Origin of the sequence: Paenirhizobium cremeum, assembly GCF_022884085.1 — a bacterium.
In the GTDB taxonomy this organism is placed as follows: domain Bacteria; phylum Pseudomonadota; class Alphaproteobacteria; order Rhizobiales; family Rhizobiaceae; genus Allorhizobium; species Allorhizobium cremeum.
The window spans coordinates 582,494-601,095 of the sequence record NZ_JAGGCS010000001.1; the positions used below are offsets into that span (position 1 = coordinate 582,494).

The window sequence follows — 18,602 nt, forward strand, 5'->3', positions numbered from 1 at the left end:
TGCGAGTCGATTTTCGGGGGAGGATCGCGCGCCTTTCTGGTCGCGCCGGAATTGACCTGATAAGCGAAAACCGGATGTTGTGACGAGTCGCCGCGCCAATGCACGCCGCGACGGGGGAACTTATGGAAAGACCCGATCTGCCGAGAGGCCTGCCGAACGATATCGGCGAGAAGATGCAAACCGCCCGCGCCTGGTTCGAAAGCCTGCGCGATACGATCTGCACCTCCTTCGAACTGCTGGAACAGGAACTGACCGGCCCGCTCTCCGACCAGCCGCCCGGCCGCTTCACCGGCAAGGACTGGCTTCGCGACGGAGGTGCCGGCGGCGGCGGTCGCATGTCGATGATGGAAGGCCGGGTCTTCGAGAAGGTCGGCGTGCATACCTCCACCGTCTATGGCGAATTTTCCCCCGAGTTCCGCAAGACCATGCCGGGCGCCGAGGAAGACCCGCGCTTCTGGGCATCGGGCATTTCGCTCATCGCGCATCCCGTCAATCCGAATGTCCCGGCCGTGCACATGAACACCCGCATGGTCGTCACCACCAGCCAGTGGTTCGGCGGCGGGGCCGACCTGACGCCCGTCCTCGACCGCCGCCGCACCCAGGAAGATCCCGACAGCCGCCTCTTCCACCGGGCGATGGAAATCACCTGCGGCCGCCATTCCGCCGTCGCCGACTATGCGGCCTACAAGGCCTGGTGCGACGAATACTTCTTCCTCAAGCATCGCAACGAACCGCGCGGCATCGGCGGCATTTTCTTCGACTGGCTGCATTCCCCCGAGGAGCGCGGCGGCTGGGCAGCGGACTTCGCCTTCGTGCAGGATGTCGGCCGGGCCTTCAACCTCGTCTACCCGAAGATCGTGCGCGGCAATTTCAATCAGCCCTGGACGGAGGAAGAACGCGACGAACAGCTCGTCCGGCGCGGGCGCTATGTCGAATTCAACCTTCTCTACGATCGTGGAACCATCTTCGGCTTGAAGACGGGCGGAAACGTCGAATCGATCCTCTCCTCCCTACCGCCGGTGGTGCGGTGGCCCTGAAACCGGCGGTTTGTGCCTGAAAATTGCACAAATGCGTGCCGAAATGGGCCTCTGGCGCTGCCGGCCTTTGCCGAATATCAAGATGATCGCGGAATTGTGACCTGCGACATCAAATTGGATTTGGAATAGTAACATCGCGTGTTATCGTTCTCCCCGGTTCTTTTGGAGGAGAATTGCTATGCCTGACCAAAGCAGCGTTTCAGTCCCCCCGCATGCAGCAACCGACCGCGCGCTCGAAGCGCCGGAATTCATCGATCGCCTGGCCGAGGAACTTCGCGCTTCAAGCGACGTCGACCTTCCCCACGCCTATTTCGTTGAACAGATCAAGCTCGGCCTGGCAGGCCGCGAACTGACTGATGTCGAAGCGGCCAACGACGTCGAGGGTTATACCCGCCCGCCTCACACACGGGTGGCGGCTTCCGTTTTCAATTGCTGGGCCATGCCCGAATAAAGCTGCGGCTCGCCGGCACACCGGTCATGAACGGGCCTTTTCCGGCACCGCAGCCGCGGTGCCGGGTCACGGGATTGGGAGTTTCCGAATATTGTGATATACTCTGCGCTGTTGAACCCAGTCGAAGAGGAGTTGTGCTATGAAGCATTTTGAATGCGGTTCACTGGTTCCGGGTTGCAACTGGCATACCCGCGCCAAGGAGGAAGCGGAAGTGGTTCATCGTGCCGTTGAGCACATGCGCACCGCGCATGGAGAAACCGTCATCCGCGAAAACATGGTCGACAACATCAAGGCCCGCATTACCGACGAAGCCGACGCGGCTTGATGGCGGCGTCGGTCGGCGCCAACCACAAAAACCAGACCTTTCAAAAGCTTGGCATCCAAAGCTGAATCAGGTGACGAGCAACCTGAATCGGTTTGTCAGCGACTTGAATCAGGACTTGAGGATCTCCGGAAGCCGGGCGAGAAGCTTCTCCCGGTCCATGGAGAAACTGGAGGATATCCATTCGTCCTCGAGCTTGCGCAGCACCTCGCCGACCTTCGGGCCGGCGTCGGCGCCTGCGGCCATCACATCGCCGCCGGTCAGCGGAAAGCGCGGCCGCTCGTATTTCTGCGCCCTGCCGAGCAGGACGGAAAGCCGCCCGGCCCGCGCCATGCTCTTCGGACTTCCCTCGACATTGCTCCTGGCTGCGGCAAGTTCCAGCTTGACGACGGCAATGATCCCTTCCGTCCCGAAACGATAGAGGTCACGGTCGAACACAGCATCCGTCACGGCATCGCCGGGCTTCGGCGCAAGCGCGAAACGTTCGAGATAGGCTGCTTCGGCCTTCGACAGACGCAGCCTTTCGGACAGCGTCGCAAGCCGCTGGACATCCTTCGGCACGATTGCCGCAAGCCGCAGCAGCGGCTCCGGCTTCCAGCCGAGCGCCTGCTCCGCCGCAATCAGGCCCGGGATCGCATCGATCCCCCATTTCTCGGTTTCCGGCAGGATTTCCGTCAGCACACCCGACTGACGCATCCAGAGAAGCGCCCGGCCGGGATCGGTTGCGACCAGCAGCTTCTTCATCTCGGACCATACCCGCTCGGCGGACAAGGTCTTGAGCTGGTCCTTCGCCCGCGCGCTGGCCTTCAGCCCCGCCGCATCCGGTCGCCCCCCGCCGTAATGGGCGAAGAAACGAAAGAACCTGAGAACGCGCAGGTAATCCTCGGCAATCCGGGTGTCCGCGTCGCCGATGAAGCGCACGGTTTTCGTCTCGATATCCGCAAGACCGCCGACAAGGTCGATCACCTCACCGCGTTCATCGACATAAAGGGCGTTGATCGTCAGGTCGCGGCGTTCGGCATCCACCTGCCAATCCGTCCCGAACGCGACCTGCGCCCGTCGCCCGTCGGTCTCGACGTCGCGCCGGAGCGTCGTCACCTCGAAGCCGGTGCCGTCGATCACCAGCGTCACCGTGCCGTGCTCGATACCGGTCGGCACCGCCTTGATACCGGCCGCCTTCGCGCGCTCGACCACGACCTCGGGCACCAGCGTCGTCGCAAGGTCGATATCTCCGACCGGCAGGCCCATCAGGCTGTTGCGCACCGCACCGCCGACCACCCGGACCTCTCCGCCGTCGGCGTTCAGCAGCGCGAAAAGCCTTGTCAGCGCAGGATCGCGGAACCAGGCTTCCGACGAGAGATTGGTCATGCATAAAGCCTTTCGTAAAGCGTCCGGATGATGCCGGCGGTAATGCCCCAGATATAGCGCTCGCCATAGGGCATCACATAGAAATGTCTGACGATCCCCTGCCAGGCCTTGCTGTCGCGCCGGTGGTTGGCGGGGTCCATCAGGAAGGAAAGCGGGACTTCGAACACATCCTCCACCTCGTTCGGATTGGGGCTGATGGTAAAGCCCCGCTGCACCACCGAAAGAACCGGAATGATGCGGAAGCCGGTCCCCGAGAGATATTGCGGCAGCCGCCCGACCGTCTCGACAAAGGAGGGCGAAAGCCCGATCTCCTCCTCCGCCTCGCGAAGAGCGGCAATCTCGGGCGACGTGTCGCCCTCGTCAATGCCGCCACCCGGAAAGGCGATTTGTCCGGCATGCTTGCGCAGTTTCGTCGTCCGCTGGGTGAGGATCACCTTGGCGCCATCCGCATCGTCCACCACGGGCACGAGCACGGCCGCGTCCTTGAGCTTCAACCCCTCGTTCTCGAGAACCGTCTGCGGATTGAGGAGGTGGTCGCCGTGGTCGCGCCAGGCATGTTCGATCGGCGCGCCGATCTGGTTCAGCGCCCGGAGCCTGAAATCTTGCGCGGAAAAAAGGCCAGGGGTCACGGAGGTTCGGGCGATCATCGGGACAACCGATCCAGCTCTTCAGCCGGCATGACCGGAAAGACGGCACCGCCGGAGCGAAGGCAGAACATGTCCCGGTCGTCTACGAGCAGGATCTCGCCGAGCTCGACGAGATCATACATCACGGCCCGCGAGACCAGCGCCTCCAGCCGCCCCCGCACATGCAGATAGGGCTTCAGTTCCTGGTTTTCGCCGGCGATCGCGAACCGCAGCGGATGGGCCGCACCGGCCTCCACCACGTCGCCGACATTGGTGCGGAAAACCAGCACCGGCTGATCGTCGCGGACGTCCACGCTCATCTCAACGGCGACAAAGGGTGCGTCCTCGACGCGGATGCCGACCTTTTCCACAGGCGTGACGAGATAGGTTTTCCCATCCGCGTCCTTGCGCAGGACGGTCGAAAAAAGCCGCACCAGCGGCGCCCGGCCGATCGGCGTTCCCATGTAGAACCATGTGCCGTCCGCCCGGATTTCCATGTCGATATCGCCGCAAAACGGCGGTTCCCAACGTTCGACGGGGGGAAGCCCGCCCTTTCCGCCGGCGGTCTGCTCGCCGGCACGGGCGATCAGCGCGGCTAGTCCAGCCGCATCCGTCGTCGCTTTCAGCGTGTCGCCTGCCATCTTTGCGTCCCGGTTTGTCTCTAATCCATTCGCAGTCACGAGATAGTCATTTGAAACGCGCTTGTCAGCCGCCCGATCGGGAATAAGTTAGTTCTAAAAATGACGGATGCGTATGAGGCGCGATTCGTCAGAGTGGCCGCATGAGATGGAGAAGACCATGGGAATGATGCCTGTGCCGGATGCCCCCCTCGACGAAAAGGCCATCATTGCAGCCGCCGAAAAGGCGTTGGCCGATATTGCCGCCATTCGCGGCGAAGTGTCCAAGGTGATCTTTGGCCAGGAAAAAGTGGTCGAAAACACGCTTCTGGCGATCCTTTCCGGCGGCCATGCGCTGCTTGTCGGCGTACCGGGCCTCGCCAAGACCAAGCTCGTCACCACGCTCGGCACCGTCCTGGGGCTGGATGCCAACCGTATCCAGTTCACGCCCGACCTGATGCCGTCAGACATTCTGGGCACCGAAGTGATGGATCAGGATGAAAACGGTCGCCGCTCCTTCCGTTTCGTCAAGGGTCCGGTCTTCGCCCAGCTCCTGATGGCCGACGAAATCAACCGCGCCAGCCCGCGCACCCAGTCGGCGCTGCTGCAGTCGATGCAGGAATACCATGTCACCATCGCCGGTCAGGCCTACGATCTTCCCTCGCCGTTCCATGTGCTCGCGACCCAGAACCCGCTGGAACAGGAAGGCACCTATCCGCTGCCCGAAGCCCAGCTCGACCGCTTCCTGCTGCAGGTCGACGTCGGCTATCCGGAGCTTGCCGCCGAACGCCAGATCCTGCTCGAGACCACCGGCCTTTCCGAGGCGCGCGCAACCAGCGTCGTAACAGCCGAACGGCTGATCGAGATCCAGAGGCTTATCCGCCAGATGCCGGTTTCGGAAGGCGTGGTGGATGCGATCCTCTCGCTCGTTCGCGCTGCCCGTCCGGGCCAGGGCTATGCGGAAACCGACAAGAACGTTGCCTGGGGTCCCGGCCCGCGCGCCGGCCAGGCACTCATGCTCTGCGCCCGCGCCCGCGCGCTTTACGAAGGCCGTCTTGCGCCATCGCTCGATGACATCCATGCGCTTGCCGAACCGGTGCTCGAACATCGCATGGCGCTCACTTTCGCGGCGCGCGCGGAAGGCATGTCGGTGCGCGACGTGATCGCCGGTCTCGTCAGCCGGGCGCACGGCTGAGAAAGGCAAGGTGCTCGTGGCAAGCATTGGCCAGATCGTCGATCAGACCCCGAGCAGCGAAGCGCTGAGCCGCGCCCGTCAGCGCGCCATCCTCGTGCCCGACTGCATGGTCGAGGCCCGCCGTATCGCCAACACCGTGATCGCCGGCTGGCACGGCCGTCGAAAGCGCGGCATCGGCGAGAATTTCTGGCAGTTCCGCCCTTACTCCGAGGGCGAGAGCTTCGCGCGCATCGACTGGCGGCGCTCGGCCCGGGACGACCACACCTACATCCGCGATCATGAATGGCAGGCCGCCCATACCATATGGCTGTGGGCCGACATGTCGCCCTCGATGATGTACAAGTCGACGCTTGCTTCCGTTTCCAAGGAAAGCCGGGCGCTGGTGCTGATGCTGGCGCTTGCCGAAATCCTTGCCCGGTCTGGCGAGCGCATCGGATGCCCCGGTGTGATGGAGCCGGTTTCGGCCCGAAATGCCGCCGAGCGGCTCGCCACGGCTCTTGTGCATGCGCCGCCGACCAGCGGCCTGCCGGATACCGGCATGATCCGCGGCATGAGCGATATCGTGCTGATCGGCGATTTTCTCGACGATGCGGATCGCATCATGGAGCGTATCGCTCCGCTCGCCCGCCGCGGCCTGCGCGGGCATGTGGTCGAGATCGCCGACCCCGCCGAGGAAAGCTTCCCCTATACCGGACGCACCGAATTCACCGACCCGGAAACCGGCGAAAAACTCACGTCCGGCCGCGCCGAAAGCCTGCGCGAGGACTATCGCCGGGCCTATCTCGCCCGTCGCGACAATCTCGGCGAGGCGCTGCGCCGCATGGGATGGAGCTTCGTGCCCCACCGCACCGACCGGCTGGCGTCGGAGGCGCTGATCGCCGTGCACATGTATCTTTCGGGCACCCCGCCGCGCGTCAGCAGGAGCAATGCTTCATGAGCGCATTGCCGATCGTTTTCGCCGCCCCCGCCGTCCTGATTGCCCTTGCCGCGCTGCCGCTGATCTGGTGGCTGCTCAAGCTCACCCCGCCGCGTCCGAAGGCCGAGGTTTTCCCGCCGCTCAAGATTCTCGCCGGCGTGCTGAAGCGCGAGGAAACCCCGTCCAAAAGCCCGTGGTGGCTCACCCTGCTGCGCATGGCGATCGCCGCCCTTGCCATCCTCGCGCTTGCCGATCCGGTGGTGAACCCGCGCAACGCCTCCCTGTCCGGCGATGGTCCCCTTGTTCTGGTGATCGACAACGGCTGGTCGACCTCCACGGACTGGGACCGCCGGATGGCGACCGCCGAAGCCTTGATCGGAGATGCCTCCGACAGCAGCCTGCCGATTTCCCTCGTATTCACCGCCGATCCAAGCCACGACGCCATACCCGTTGCCGCCAGCACCGCTTTGGAAAGACTGCGCGCCGCCGAGCCCAGGCCTTTGCGGCCCGACCGCGAGCGCGCTATCGGCGCGCTCCGGGCAGCCCTTCAATCGACGAGGCCCGGCACGCTCGTCTTTCTCTCGGACGGTCTCTCCTCTCGCGAAAACGAAACCACCATGGCCGACCTCGCCGCCCTTTCGCCCCACCGGTTCAGGCTGGCCGAGGGCGACGGAAAAGCCGCCGTTGCAATCACCGATGCGACAAACGGCGCCAACGCACTGGAAGTCACCCTGTCGAGACTGGCCACGAACAGTCCCGCCAGCGTGAACATCGAGGCTCAGGACCGCCAAGGCCGTGTGATCGCCTCCGGCATGGCCAACTTCCGCAGCGGAGAAAACGTGACGAAGGCAGCGGTGAACGCGCCGTTCGAACTCCGCAACGATTTTGCCCGGCTTTCGATTGTCGGCCTAGGTACTGCCGGCGCGACCCATCTGCTGGACGACGGCTTCCGACGCCGCCGCGTCGCACTGATTTCAGGCGAGGCCGGCGACGAATTCCAGCCGCTGCTCTCGCCGCTCTATTACATCGAGCGGGCGCTCGCGCCCTACGCCGATCTGATGAAGCCGGACGTCACGGATCTCGCGGTCTCGATCCCGGAATTCCTCTCGCGCAATCCTTCCGTCATCGTGCTTGCCGATGTCGGACGCCTACCGGCCGAAGTCTACGATCCTCTGCAACGCTGGATCTCGCGCGGCGGTACGCTGATCCGCTTTGCCGGACCGCGTCTCGCCGCAGCCCCTGCAGGCGACCCCCTACTTCCCGTCATCCTGCGCCAGGGCGAGCGTTCGCTCGGCGGCGCCCTGTCCTGGGCGGAACCGCAGCCGCTTGCGGATTTCCCCCGCTTCGGCCCGTTCGCCGGCATGGCGCGGCCGCAGGATATCCTCGTCAAGCGACAGGTGCTTGCCGAGCCCACGCCCGATCTTGCGGAACGCACCTGGGCGAGCCTCGCCGACGGAACGCCACTCGTCACCGTCCGCGAAAACGGCGCAGGCCGCATCGTGCTCTTTCATATCAGCGCGGAAGCCACCTGGTCCGACCTGCCCATCTCCGGCCATTTTGTCGAAATGCTGCGGCGGCTCATTCAGCTCTCCCGCGTCGGCACCGTCGCCGAGGGCAGCGACGCAACGGCCCCGGCATTGCCCCCTTACCGGCTGCTCACGGCGACCGGTGCCATGACCACCGAGGCCGCAAGCGCGCGTCCCTTGAGCCTTGGCAATGACCGGCCCCAGGCTGCGACCTTCGACAATCCGCCGGGGCTCTACGGCACCGAAGACGGCTTCGTCGCCCTGAACCTTCTGCCGCCCGGCAGCGAACTGGACCCGCTTCCGCAGGACGCCGGCTTGGCAGTGACGCGCGAACCCCTTGCTGGCTCGGCCGCAAGACCGCTGAAACCGGCGCTTCTGTCCATAGCCTTCCTCCTGTTGGTGCTGGACAGCATCGTCGTACTCTTCATGAATGGCGTTTTCGCCCGCCTACCCCGCCGTACCGCCGCAACCGGCGCGATGATTGCGCTGGCCGCCCTGCTGGCGCTTCCTGACGACCTGCACGCCGCCGACGCGAAACCGGGCGACGAACTGATCCTCGAGCGGCTCGACAACACGCATCTCGCCTATGTCATCACGGGCGAGCCGGAAATCGACCGTATCTCGGAACGGGGCCTGATCGGCCTCACAGATTTCCTCACCTACCGGACGACACTCGAACCCGCGCCTCCCGTTGGCCTCGACATATCCAAGGACGAGTTGTCCTTTTATCCGATCATCTTCTGGCCGGTATCAGCCACGGCCCCCATGCCCTCGGCCGCAGCGATCAGTCGCATCGACGCCTATATGCGCGCCGGCGGCACCGTGCTCTTCGATACCCGCGATCAGATTTCCTCCCTCGGCAACGATGCGGGCCCCAGCGCCAATGGCGAGCGGCTGCAGGCAATTCTTGCCAATATCGACATCCCGCCGCTGGAGCCTGTTCCCTCCGATCACGTCCTGGCGCGGTCGTTCTATCTGTTGAGCAATTTTCCCGGCCGCTATACCGGCAGCCCCCTCTGGGTCGAGGCGAGACAGGAAGCCAAGACGAGCAGCAGCGGCCTTGCCTCCCTGGGCGACGGCGTCTCCCCGATCCTGATTACCGGCAACGACCTGCTGGCGGCCTGGGCGATGGATGACAACGGCGTTCCCCTGATGCCGACGGTCCCGCCGGACGAGATGCAGCGGGAAATGTCCTACCGCGCCGGCGTCAACATCATGATGTACATGCTGACCGGCAACTACAAGGCCGATCAGGTACACATTCCCGACCTCCTCGAACGGTTGGGCCAGTGACATGACGATCCAGTTTGCCCCTTTCCTCCCATGGCTCGCGCTCCTCGCCCTTGCGGTGCTGGCCGTGCTGCTTTTTACAGCCGGCCTGATGAAACGGGTGCGCGGCACGGTGCTGCGCTTCGTCGCTTCCGCAGCGGTGCTGGCGGCCCTCGCCAACCCGTTGCTGCTGCAGGAAGAGCGCGAACCGCTGAGCACCATCGTCCCCGTTATCGTCGACCGCAGCCAGAGCCAGGAGGCTCCCGGCCGCACGGCCATGACCGACGACGCGCTGAAGGCCCTGACCGACCGCCTCTCGCGTTTTGCCCGCATCGAACCGCGCATCGTCGAGGTGAAGAACCCACCCACGAATGACTCTCCCTCGACCCGGCTCTTCGAGGCGCTGGCATCGTCGATCACCGACGTTCCTCCGGCTCGCATCGGCGGTGCGATCATGCTGACAGACGGGCAGGTTCACGACATTCCGGGCCCGGGGCAGTCGCTGGGCTTCAACGCTCCCCTGCACGCACTGATTACCGGCAGGGCCGACGAGTTCGACCGCCGTATCGAGGTACGCCAGGCCCCGCGCTTCGGCATCGTCGGCGATCCGCAGGAGTTGACCTTCCGCGTCTTCGACGAAGGCCGCAAGACTGAGGCGCCGGCGGACGTGACCGTTCTGATGAACGGCGAGGAGATAGCAAGGCTCAACGTCATTCCCGGCGTCGACACCCCGCTCGCCTTCAAGGTGCCGCGCGGCGGCACCAACGTGATCGAATTCGATGTTGCCGGCGCGCCCGGTGAAGTCACCGACATCAACAACAAGGCCATCCATCTGATTGAGGGCATCCGCGAGAACCTCAGGGTGCTGCTCGTATCCGGCGAGCCCCATGCCGGCGAGCGCGCCTGGCGAAATCTCCTGAAGTCGGATGCCTCCGTCGATCTGGTGCACTTCACCATTTTGCGTCCGCCGGAAAAACAGGACGGAACCCCGATCAACGAATTGTCGCTGATTACCTTCCCGACCCGCGAACTGTTCGTCGAGAAGATCAACGATTTCGATCTCATCATTTTCGACCGCTATCAGGATCGCAAAAACGTCCTGCCGATCCTCTACTATGACTATATCGCCGAATACGTGAAGCGCGGCGGCGCCCTGCTGATCGCGGCCGGACCCGAACTGGCAGGCGTGGATTCGATCGCGCTGACCCCGCTCTCCTCCGTCATTCCCGCTGTCCCTACCGGCGAGATGCACGAGGCCGCCTTCTATCCTCGCCTTTCCGAAAAGGGCGAGCGCCATCCGGTGACCCGCGGCCTCGACGGTTCCATGACGGAGCCTCCGGCATGGGGGCGCTGGTTCCGCAGCATCGAGGTGGCAAGGCCCGACGGGGAAACCGTCATGACGGCCGACGGCGGTCGCCCGCTGCTGGTGCTCAACCGCTCCGGCGAAGGCCGCGTCGCCATGCTGCTGTCCGACCAGGGCTGGCTCTGGGCGCGCGGTTTCGAAGGCGGAGGCCCGCATGTCTCCCTCTACCGGCGCATCGCCCACTGGCTGATGAAGGAACCGGAACTGGAGGAGGAATCGCTCAAGGCGCGCGCCATCGGCCGCACGCTGGAAGTGACGCGGCAGACCATTGGCGACAAGCCGGGCCCCGCGACCATCCGTTCGCCCTCGGGCAAGACCGAAACGCTCGACCTCACGGAGACCGTCCCCGGTCTCTATCGTGGCGAACGCCGGATGGATGAAATCGGCCTCTTCACCGTCAGCAACGGCGATTTTTCGACGCTGGTGCATGTCGGCGCGGTAGACTCGCCGGAATTCAAGGCGATGATTTCGACGACCGAGACACTTGCCCCCGTCGCTGCGGGCACCAGGGGAATGGTGGCCCGCCTCGACAACGGCAATGGCGGTATCCGCGTGCCCGATATCGTCCCCGTCAGCAGCGAGGTGCGGGTTTCCGACAACCGGCGCATGCTCATCAGGCTGACCGACGAAACCGTCCTCAAAGGCGTGAACACGCTGCCGCTGTTTGCGGGCTTTGCCGGCCTTGCGGTCCTGCTCTTCGCCATATCCGCCATGTGGTGGCGCGAGGGACGATAGGCATGCATCTCGAACTCGAAGTCCTGGATACCGCCCCCGACGAGGATCGCGCCGTCATTCGCAAGGGGATTCTCGACTACAACGACGGGATGCTCGGCCCGACGGACCGGAAGGGCATTTTCATTCCGCTGAGGGATGCCGAAGGGCGCATCGAGGGCGGCCTCGTCGGCTATACCGGCCGGGGCTGGCTCTATACCGAACTGCTGTTCGTGCCGGAGCACCTGCGCGGTCGAGGTCTTGCCGGAAAGCTGCTGGAGCGGGCGGAGCAGGAGGCACGGGACCGCGGCTGCATCGGCGCCTACATCGATACCATCAACCCGCAGGCCCGACGTGCCTATCAACGGCAGGGCTACGAAATCTGCGGAAAGATCGAGAACTTCACCGGAGACTACGCCATCACCTGGCTCACGAAGCGATTTTGAGCGCTTCCGCCTCGGTTTCGCTCGCGGTCTCTTTCCACTGGCATTCCCGCCAGGCGATGACGCCCTTAAGCCGCTCGTGCACATCGGCGGCAATCGGCACCACCAGCACCCGCGCGGGGTCGACCGGACCGGGAAAATCGAGCGCCTTCCAGGCGACTTTCTCAAAACCCAGCGGCATGTAATACGGCGGGTCGCCGATGAGGATCACAGCTTCCGAACCCTTCCGCCGGGCCGCCTCGATGGCGATGCGCACCAGCTCGCGGCCGATCCCCATGTTCTTGTGCGAGGGCCGGACCGCAAGCGGACCGAGCAGATGGCCATGAACGCCGCCGGCGATGACCGGCGTCATCCGTACGGACGCGATCGTCTCGCCATCGTCGGCGCAGATGAAGGAAAGCGACCGGTCGTGCGGCCCCTGCTCCCGGATGCGGGCGGCAGCGCGCGTGAACCGGCCGGGACCGAAGGCTTCTTCGTTGATGAGTTCGATAACGGCGTCGTGCGACGCATCCTCAGTGAGGTAGACGAGGTCGTGATTTTTCATGAAATGCCCGAAACCAGCAGAACAGACGTAGATATGGGTTCTCGTTAACGCCAGGGGCGTTCGGGAAGCATCAGCGTCGTCGCAGGGTCCGTGGTGCGGTCATGGGGCCTTCAATCCTTCAGGTGAAAATCCGGATAGCAGCATTTTTCGTGTCCGTCCAACGGAAAAACACACCGTTCATCCTTTCGCGTCTCGCAATCCTTCTGTCGAACCGTATTTTCAGCCAACGACACGGGAAGAAACAAGAAGGAGTTGCCCGATGGGCATGCTGATCGAAGGTACTTGGCACGACGTCTGGTACGACACCAAGGCAACCGCGGGACATTTCCGTCGCGGCGATTCGACCTTTCGCAACTGGGTCACTGCGGACGGTAGCGCCGGTCCGACCGGACGCGCAGGCTTCAAGGCAGAGGCCGGCCGCTACCATCTCTATGTGTCCTACGCCTGCCCCTGGGCGCACCGCACTCTGATCTTCCGCAAGCTCAAGGGACTGGACAATCTTATCTCCGTATCGGTGGTGGACCCGCTGATGCTGGAAAACGGCTGGGAATTCCACGATCGCGACGGCGCAACCGTCGACCACCTCTTTGGCTCGCGCGCCCTCTGGGAGATTTACGTGAAAGCCGAGCGTGCCTATAGCGGCCGCGTGACCGTTCCTGTCCTCTGGGACAAGAAGACAGGCACGATTGTCTCGAACGAATCCTCCGAGATCATCCGCATGTTCAACAGCGCCTTTGACGGACTGACCGGCAACACGCTGGATTTTTACCCGCAGGAACTTCACGGTGCGATCGACGAACTCAACAGCCGGGTCTACGACACCGTCAACAACGGCGTCTACAAGGCCGGCTTCGCCACCACGCAGGCCGCCTATGAGAGCGCCGTCCACCCGCTATTCGAAACCCTTGACTGGCTTGAGGAGCGGCTTTCCGGGCAGCGCTACCTGTTCGGCGACCGGCAGACGGAAGCCGACTGGCGGCTGTTCACCACCCTCGTCCGCTTCGACGCGGTCTATGTCGGCCATTTCAAGTGCAATATCCGCAGGATCGAGGATTATCCCAACCTCTCGGCCTATCTGCGCGATCTCTACCAGACGCCGGGCGTGGCGGAGACTGTCAACATGCGCCACATCAAGGACCACTACTACCGCAGTCACAAGACCATCAACCCGACGGGCGTCGTCCCGGTCGGGCCGGCGCTCGACTTCGACCGGCCCCATGGCCGCGAAAGGCTCGCCTGATTTCGGCTCTCACCAGATGTCGGCAGGGCTTGCTTCGCCGCCCAGTTCGGCAAGTCTCCTGCGCGTGGCGGTGGTGGTGTCGGGGGGCAGATCCCGCGGATCGAAGAAGCCGGATTCGACGATCTCCCGGTCGGCCGGACGCGGTGCGGTCTGGATGACCTTCGCGCGGTAGAGCAGAACGTGATCCCGTTTGCTGACCGTGCTGTTGTAATAAACGTGGAAGATCTGCGGCGGCTCGGTCATCACCAGATTGCCTTCTTCGCGCAACTCCTTTTCGAGCGCCTGCATCACGGTCTCGCGGCGCTCCACCCCGCCGCCGGGCATATACCAGCCCGGTACATAGGAGTGGCGAACAAGGAAAATCCGCCCCTCTTCATCAAAACAGGCCGCCCGGACACCAAGTGTCATGCCGCGCGAAATCGCGAAGTAACTGTGCAGAATACGCAACACGAACCGGGTAGTTGGTCCGGATACTTCTTCTCTTCCTTGCTGTTGCGTCATTGTCCTTGCCCGCTGTGGATGCGCTCTTTAAGAGAGGCACCATGTTCAAGCTCGCGCATATATCCGACGTTCACCTTGGGCCTTTGCCGAACCTGACGATCCGTGAACTCGCCTCCAAGCGCATTACCGGATATGTGAACTGGCACCGCAACCGGCGCAAGCACCTTTTCGCCAATGCGCTCGATCTTGTGATCGGGGATCTGCGCCGGCAGGAGCCCGACCATCTCGCCATCACCGGCGACCTTGTCAATCTTGCCTCAGGCATCGAGATCCGTCGCATCGCGGAATGGCTCCACGAGACCGGCGCTCCTCTCGATACCTCCGTGGTTCCCGGCAATCACGACGCCTATGTGCCCGGCGCGCACGACAAGGCCGTGCAGGCCTGGTACGACTACATGCGCGGCGACGACGATCCGATGATCTGGCGCGAGGGCTACAAGCTCTTTCCCTATATCCGCCGCCGCGGCCCGGTGGCGCTGATCGGCTGTTCCACCTCCATCGCGACGCCCCCTTTCTCCGCCAGCGGCTTCTTCAGCGCAAGACAGGCGCGCGAGACCTCCAACCTGCTGAAGGCAGCCGGCGAGGAAGGCCTTTTCCGGGTGGTTATGATCCACCATCCGCCCATCCGCGGCGCAACCTCGTCTCACAAGCGCATGATCGGCATCCGGCGCTTTGCGGCCGCCATCTCCACCGGCGGCGCGGAACTGGTGCTGCACGGTCACACCCACCTCAACACGCTCTATTGGCTCAACAATCGTCATCAGCATGTGCCTGTGGTCGGCATTGCCTCCGCCTCGCAGGGCCCCGGCGCGACCAAGCCTGCAGCGGGCTATAATCTCTTCTCCATCGACGGAGAAGCCGGCCACTGGCGTCTGCAATGGGACCGCTACGGCCTTGCCGACACCGGCACGGAACTGCGGCACGAACACCGCCAGATGCTGATGGGTTAGGCTCCTCCGGGGCGCGCCTCCCCGGCGACGAAACCGTTTCGCGAACGATGATAGGCCACGATCGCCTTCAGGTTCTGCGAGACGATTGCGCCGGCAGCCTGCGCCTGCGTCAGACCGAATCCCGGCCAACCCATATGCTTGACGATGACGGGCTTGCACTGCCGGAAAAAAACCATCTGCCCGAACAGCGAAAAAACCGTCAGGGCAAGCTCACTGCCTTGCACGGCGCCTCCGACGGCAATGGCGAACAATTGCGAAAACCGTTCATGCAGCGGTTCGGTGAGCTTTTCGTAGAGAAGCGCATCGACGGTGGCGGGAACGACCAGTTCCCGCGTCATGAAGTTGGAAATCTGGTCGGCGTCCGGCCGTGTCGAACCGAGCAGGAGCAGGATCGAGAACATGCTGTCCAGCATGTCGAGCGCCTCGTCGGGAGAGAGGGTTTCCGGCAGCGGCTCCGACACCGATGCGCCGAGCATTTCCCGCACCACCGAAATCACATATTCGATGCAGGCGATCCTGAGCCCCGGCTTGCCTCCGAAATGATAGGCAATACTGCCGATATTCGCGGCCGCGTGATCGGCAATCTGCCGTGTCGACACGGCGTCATAGCCGTAATCGCCGAAAAGTTCGAGCGCAGCGGATACCAGGGATTCGCGCGTGGCGGCCGCGCCAGAAACCTGTCTTGTCATTCTTGTCCTGTCCCATACAGCCCAGTCATTGCCCGGACAGTTCATGTACAGGCTCGGGATGACGCATGAAATCAATACGTTACTTCCAGCCGCCGCTCAAGGCGCCAGCCCGTCCGCGAAAATCCGCCAAAACGCATTCAGCCCGCGGCCGAGACTGCCCGCCCAATCTCCTCGGCAACGATCCCGGGGCATTCGTCAATCAGCATGTGACCGGCCCCGGCGATGCGACGGATTGCAACACCGTCCCCGCTGACAGCGCTCTGATGCGGCGGCAGGATGCAGTCCTCAAGCCCCCAGAGCAATGTCAGGGGCATCCGCAGGGAGAGGATATCGTCAAGCGGCAATTGTCCCTGCGCCGGCCCCGTTTCGCACATGGCGGAAACGATTGCCTCGAAGACGGTTCGCAAGGCCCCGAGCGCGCCGTCCGCGCGGCGCGCCTCCAGCGTGTCGCGGACCATATCCTCGGGAATATCGAAATTATAGCCAACCATGATTTCCATGGCCGCGCGCAGTTCATCGGCCGTTTCGGCAAGGCCGTAGCGACGAAGCGCCCGATGGTTGATTTCCGGCCCGAAACCGCCTGGCGCCACGAGCGTCAGGCTCGCCACCGCTTCAGGCCGGCGAAGCGCGATCAGGGCGGCAGTCGCCCCGCCGAGCGAATGGCCGGCAAGATGAAAGACGGAAATGCCCCGTCCCTCGAGATCGGACAGGATAGCCTTCGCCATGCGCCCCGCTCCGCCGAGGCCATCCGCTCCCAGCGAACCTCCATGCCCTGGAAGATCGTAGGCAATCACCGGCAGATTCGACGGCAGCAGGGCCGTGACCCGCCGCCAGGCAAAGGCGCCACCGCCGAAGCCATGCAGCAGCACCAGCGGCGCTGCTGCATGAGGATCGCCGGCGATGACGGCGTGAAGTGCCACCCGTCAGGCCTTCGCCCGCTCTTCGAGCACGCGGTTGGCCGCCGAAACGATCGCTTCCAGCGAAGCCGTCACGATGTTGGTGTTGATGCCGGCGCCGAACAGCTTGCCGCCCGGATGGACCATCTCGACATAGGCTATGGCCGAAGCGTTGGAGCCGTGCTGCAGCGAATGCTCGGAATAGTCGGCAACCGAAAGGTCGATCCCGAGATAGGTCGACAGAGCGTTGATGAAGCCGTCGATCGGACCGGTTCCCTGTCCCTCGATCCGTTTCACCTCGCCATTGTCGGTGATTTCGGCGGCGATGATACGGCGGCCCTTCTGGCCCGGATCGGGATAGGTGTGGTGATCGACGAATTTGAGGCGAGCGCCCGGTTGCTCGACATAACGCTCGATGAAACGCTCATGGATACGCTTCGACGGCAGTTCCACACCTTCCTCGTCGGTGATCCGCTGGATGTCCTCGCGGAACTCCACCTGCAGGTTGCGCGGCAGGTTGATACCGTAATCCTGCTGCAGGATGTAGGCGATCCCGCCCTTGCCGGACTGCGAGTTGATGCGGATGATCGCCTCGTAGGTCCGCCCGACGTCCTGCGGGTCGATCGGCAGGTAAGGCACCTCCCAGAGGCCGGTATTCGACTGCTTGATCGCCTTCATGCCCTTGTTGATCGCATCCTGGTGCGAACCCGAGAAAGCGGTGTAGACCAGTTCACCGACGTAAGGATGGCGCTCCGGAATGGTCATCTCGTTGGAATATTCGTAGACGGCCTTGATCCGCTCGATGTCGGAGCAATCCAGTTCGGGATCGACGCCCTGGGTGTACATGTTGAGCGCCAGCGTCACGACGTCGACATTGCCGGTGCGCTCGCCATTGCCGAACAGTGTGCCTTCCACGCGGTCAGCGCCGGCCATCAGGCCGAGTTCGGTCGCGGCGATGCCGGTGCCGCGGTCGTTATGCGGATGCAGCGAAATCAGCACGTTCTCGCGGTTGTCGATGTTGCGACACATCCACTCGATCATGTCGGCATAGATGTTCGGCGTCGACATCTCGACCGTTGAGGGCAGGTTCAGGATCAGCTTGTTATCGGGCGTCGGCTTGATGATCTCGATAACGGCATTGGAGATTTCCAGCGCCACGTCCAGTTCGGTGCCGGTGAAGCTCTCCGGCGAATACTCGAAACGAAAACCGCCGCCGGCCTTGGCGGCCATGTCGGTAATCATCTTGGCGGCGTCGACGGCGATCTGCTTGATGCCGGCCACATCCTTGCCGAACACAACACGACGCTGCAACTCGCTGGTGGAATTGTAGAAATGGATGATCGGGCGCCTAGCCCCCTTCAGCGCCTCGAAGGTGCGGGTAATCAGTTCTGGCCGGCACTGCACCAGCACCTGCAGCGACACGTCGTCGGGCACGTTGCCCTGCTCGACGCACCAGCGGGCGAAATCGAAGTCGGTTTGCGAGGCGGAAGGGAAGCCGATCTCGATTTCCTTGAAGCCCATCTCCAGCAACAGCTGGAACATGCGGGCCTTGCGGTCGTGCCCCATGGGATTGACCAGCGACTGGTTGCCGTCGCGCAGGTCCACCGAACACCAGATCGGCGCTTTGGTGATCGTCTTGGACGGCCAGGTGCGGTCCTTGATGTCAATCTGCGGATAGGGGCGGTATTTCTTGGCCGCCTCGGGCATGCCGTGCTTCACACCGGCTGTATTCACGCTCATCTCGTTCATCGTCTTCCTCTTCCGCATCTGCCCGCCGTCTTTGTTGTGGGGCTGGTACAGACGCCTGGCCATCGAAGGCCTTTCATGCTGCAAAAACTGGGATTTTATCCGAGGAGCTGTGCCACGCGGCTAACCGGCCGCCGGGCGCTCCTCAATGGACCCGGCAACCGCGGATAAGGCTAAGAAGAAGCGAGTTTA

At 63.4% G+C, this 18,602-nt stretch carries 18 protein-coding genes; 10 read left to right on the top strand and 8 right to left on the bottom strand.

Translation table 11 applies throughout. The features are described 5' to 3' along the window. Positions 1–122: 122 nt before the first annotated feature. The 3 genes from hemF to J5N58_RS02795 all read left to right on the top strand — a co-directional run bounded on the left by hemF (position 123) and on the right by J5N58_RS02795 (position 1,813). A complete protein-coding gene (hemF, locus tag J5N58_RS02785; RefSeq protein ID WP_112831148.1) occupies positions 123–1,037 on the top strand; it encodes an oxygen-dependent coproporphyrinogen oxidase in 915 nt (304 codons plus the stop codon). A gap of 178 nt (positions 1,038–1,215) precedes the next feature. Next, positions 1,216–1,488 (top strand): hypothetical protein, encoded by a 273-nt coding sequence (locus tag J5N58_RS02790; RefSeq protein WP_112831023.1) that lies wholly within the window; start codon positions 1,216–1,218, stop codon positions 1,486–1,488. Positions 1,489–1,627: 139 nt separating this feature from the next. After that, positions 1,628–1,813 (top strand): DUF1059 domain-containing protein, encoded by a 186-nt coding sequence (locus J5N58_RS02795; protein ID WP_112831024.1) that lies wholly within the window; start codon positions 1,628–1,630, stop codon positions 1,811–1,813. Positions 1,814–1,921: 108 nt separating this feature from the next. Here the strand turns inward: J5N58_RS02795 and J5N58_RS02800 are convergent, their stop codons facing one another. Genes J5N58_RS02800 through J5N58_RS02810 form a run of 3 tightly spaced genes read right to left on the bottom strand, consistent with a single transcriptional unit; the run spans position 1,922 to position 4,445 of the window. After that, positions 1,922–3,178 carry a CCA tRNA nucleotidyltransferase gene (locus J5N58_RS02800; protein WP_244709542.1) on the bottom strand — a complete coding sequence of 419 codons (1,257 nt, stop codon included), beginning with the start codon at positions 3,176–3,178 and terminating at the stop codon, positions 1,922–1,924. Continuing rightward, entirely contained in the window at positions 3,175–3,825 is a 651-nt protein-coding gene (locus J5N58_RS02805) for a CoA pyrophosphatase (RefSeq protein WP_113442774.1), read from the bottom strand. Before J5N58_RS02805 ends, J5N58_RS02800 begins: the two co-directional genes overlap by 4 nt. After that, positions 3,822–4,445, bottom strand: coding sequence for a DUF1285 domain-containing protein (locus J5N58_RS02810; protein ID WP_113442773.1), 624 nt, complete (start codon positions 4,443–4,445; stop codon positions 3,822–3,824). The genes J5N58_RS02805 and J5N58_RS02810 overlap by 4 nt, the downstream gene beginning before the upstream one ends. Before the next feature lie 157 nt (positions 4,446–4,602). Here J5N58_RS02810 and J5N58_RS02815 point away from each other — a divergent pair, with 157 nt between their 5' ends. From J5N58_RS02815 to J5N58_RS02835, 5 genes are read left to right on the top strand one after another with little or no spacing between them, the layout of a single operon-like run. Further along, positions 4,603–5,616 (top strand): AAA family ATPase, encoded by a 1,014-nt coding sequence (locus tag J5N58_RS02815; protein ID WP_112831028.1) that lies wholly within the window; start codon positions 4,603–4,605, stop codon positions 5,614–5,616. Positions 5,617–5,632: 16 nt separating this feature from the next. Continuing rightward, the gene (locus J5N58_RS02820) at positions 5,633–6,553 is read left to right on the top strand and encodes a DUF58 domain-containing protein (RefSeq protein ID WP_113425106.1); all 921 of its coding nucleotides are present in this window, start codon (positions 5,633–5,635) and stop codon (positions 6,551–6,553) included. Continuing rightward, a complete protein-coding gene (locus J5N58_RS02825) occupies positions 6,550–9,351 on the top strand; it encodes a DUF4159 domain-containing protein (RefSeq protein ID WP_244709544.1) in 2,802 nt (933 codons plus the stop codon). Before J5N58_RS02820 ends, J5N58_RS02825 begins: the two co-directional genes overlap by 4 nt. 1 nt (position 9,352) lies before the next feature. After that, the gene (locus J5N58_RS02830) at positions 9,353–11,425 is read left to right on the top strand and encodes a hypothetical protein (protein WP_112831030.1); all 2,073 of its coding nucleotides are present in this window, start codon (positions 9,353–9,355) and stop codon (positions 11,423–11,425) included. Between the two features lie 2 nt (positions 11,426–11,427). Beyond that, the gene (locus J5N58_RS02835; RefSeq protein WP_112831031.1) at positions 11,428–11,847 is read left to right on the top strand and encodes a GNAT family N-acetyltransferase; all 420 of its coding nucleotides are present in this window, start codon (positions 11,428–11,430) and stop codon (positions 11,845–11,847) included. On the opposite strand, the gene J5N58_RS02840 is transcribed toward J5N58_RS02835, so the two are convergent. Then, a complete protein-coding gene (locus tag J5N58_RS02840; RefSeq protein ID WP_113442771.1) occupies positions 11,831–12,388 on the bottom strand; it encodes a GNAT family N-acetyltransferase in 558 nt (185 codons plus the stop codon). The genes J5N58_RS02835 and J5N58_RS02840 overlap by 17 nt on opposite strands. Before the next feature lie 259 nt (positions 12,389–12,647). Here J5N58_RS02840 and J5N58_RS02845 point away from each other — a divergent pair, with 259 nt between their 5' ends. Beyond that, on the top strand, positions 12,648–13,628 hold the full coding sequence (locus tag J5N58_RS02845; RefSeq protein WP_244709546.1) for a glutathione S-transferase family protein: 981 nt from the start codon (positions 12,648–12,650) through the stop codon (positions 13,626–13,628). 9 nt (positions 13,629–13,637) lie between these two features. Here J5N58_RS02845 and J5N58_RS02850 read toward each other — a convergent pair whose 3' ends face one another. Next, positions 13,638–14,129 carry an NUDIX domain-containing protein gene (locus J5N58_RS02850; protein ID WP_112831034.1) on the bottom strand — a complete coding sequence of 164 codons (492 nt, stop codon included), beginning with the start codon at positions 14,127–14,129 and terminating at the stop codon, positions 13,638–13,640. A gap of 41 nt (positions 14,130–14,170) precedes the next feature. Here J5N58_RS02850 and J5N58_RS02855 point away from each other — a divergent pair, with 41 nt between their 5' ends. Continuing rightward, complete coding sequence (locus J5N58_RS02855; protein WP_244709548.1) at positions 14,171–15,079, top strand: metallophosphoesterase family protein; 909 nt, start codon at positions 14,171–14,173, stop codon at positions 15,077–15,079. On the opposite strand, the gene J5N58_RS02860 is transcribed toward J5N58_RS02855, so the two are convergent. The 3 genes from J5N58_RS02860 to leuA all read right to left on the bottom strand — a co-directional run bounded on the left by J5N58_RS02860 (position 15,076) and on the right by leuA (position 18,404). After that, entirely contained in the window at positions 15,076–15,768 is a 693-nt protein-coding gene (locus J5N58_RS02860) for a CerR family C-terminal domain-containing protein (RefSeq protein WP_244709550.1), read from the bottom strand. The two genes, J5N58_RS02855 and J5N58_RS02860, sit on opposite strands and share 4 nt — an antisense overlap. A 137-nt stretch (positions 15,769–15,905) precedes the next feature. Then, positions 15,906–16,688, bottom strand: a complete 783-nt coding sequence (locus J5N58_RS02865; protein ID WP_244709552.1) for an alpha/beta fold hydrolase — start codon at positions 16,686–16,688, stop codon at positions 15,906–15,908. 3 nt (positions 16,689–16,691) lie between these two features. Further along, entirely contained in the window at positions 16,692–18,404 is a 1,713-nt protein-coding gene (gene leuA / locus J5N58_RS02870; RefSeq protein WP_244709680.1) for a 2-isopropylmalate synthase, read from the bottom strand. Positions 18,405–18,602: the final 198 nt, after the last annotated feature.

Excerpts from the sequence above, each read along its gene's own strand:
- hemF (WP_112831148.1), top strand. The coding sequence starts at position 123 with ATGGAAAGACCCGATCTGCCGAGAGGCCTGCCGAACGATATCGGCGAG.
- J5N58_RS02790 (WP_112831023.1), top strand. The coding sequence starts at position 1,216 with ATGCCTGACCAAAGCAGCGTTTCAGTCCCCCCGCATGCAGCAACCGAC.
- J5N58_RS02795 (WP_112831024.1), top strand. The coding sequence starts at position 1,628 with ATGAAGCATTTTGAATGCGGTTCACTGGTTCCGGGTTGCAACTGGCAT.
- J5N58_RS02800 (WP_244709542.1), bottom strand. The coding sequence starts at position 3,178 with ATGACCAATCTCTCGTCGGAAGCCTGGTTCCGCGATCCTGCGCTGACA.
- J5N58_RS02805 (WP_113442774.1), bottom strand. The coding sequence starts at position 3,825 with ATGATCGCCCGAACCTCCGTGACCCCTGGCCTTTTTTCCGCGCAAGAT.
- J5N58_RS02810 (WP_113442773.1), bottom strand. The coding sequence starts at position 4,445 with ATGGCAGGCGACACGCTGAAAGCGACGACGGATGCGGCTGGACTAGCC.
- J5N58_RS02815 (WP_112831028.1), top strand. The coding sequence starts at position 4,603 with ATGGGAATGATGCCTGTGCCGGATGCCCCCCTCGACGAAAAGGCCATC.
- J5N58_RS02825 (WP_244709544.1), top strand. The coding sequence starts at position 6,550 with ATGAGCGCATTGCCGATCGTTTTCGCCGCCCCCGCCGTCCTGATTGCC.
- J5N58_RS02830 (WP_112831030.1), top strand. The coding sequence starts at position 9,353 with ATGACGATCCAGTTTGCCCCTTTCCTCCCATGGCTCGCGCTCCTCGCC.
- J5N58_RS02835 (WP_112831031.1), top strand. The coding sequence starts at position 11,428 with ATGCATCTCGAACTCGAAGTCCTGGATACCGCCCCCGACGAGGATCGC.
- J5N58_RS02840 (WP_113442771.1), bottom strand. The coding sequence starts at position 12,388 with ATGAAAAATCACGACCTCGTCTACCTCACTGAGGATGCGTCGCACGAC.
- J5N58_RS02845 (WP_244709546.1), top strand. The coding sequence starts at position 12,648 with ATGGGCATGCTGATCGAAGGTACTTGGCACGACGTCTGGTACGACACC.
- J5N58_RS02850 (WP_112831034.1), bottom strand. The coding sequence starts at position 14,129 with ATGACGCAACAGCAAGGAAGAGAAGAAGTATCCGGACCAACTACCCGG.
- J5N58_RS02855 (WP_244709548.1), top strand. The coding sequence starts at position 14,171 with ATGTTCAAGCTCGCGCATATATCCGACGTTCACCTTGGGCCTTTGCCG.
- J5N58_RS02860 (WP_244709550.1), bottom strand. The coding sequence starts at position 15,768 with ATGACAAGACAGGTTTCTGGCGCGGCCGCCACGCGCGAATCCCTGGTA.
- leuA (WP_244709680.1), bottom strand. The coding sequence starts at position 18,404 with ATGAGCGTGAATACAGCCGGTGTGAAGCACGGCATGCCCGAGGCGGCC.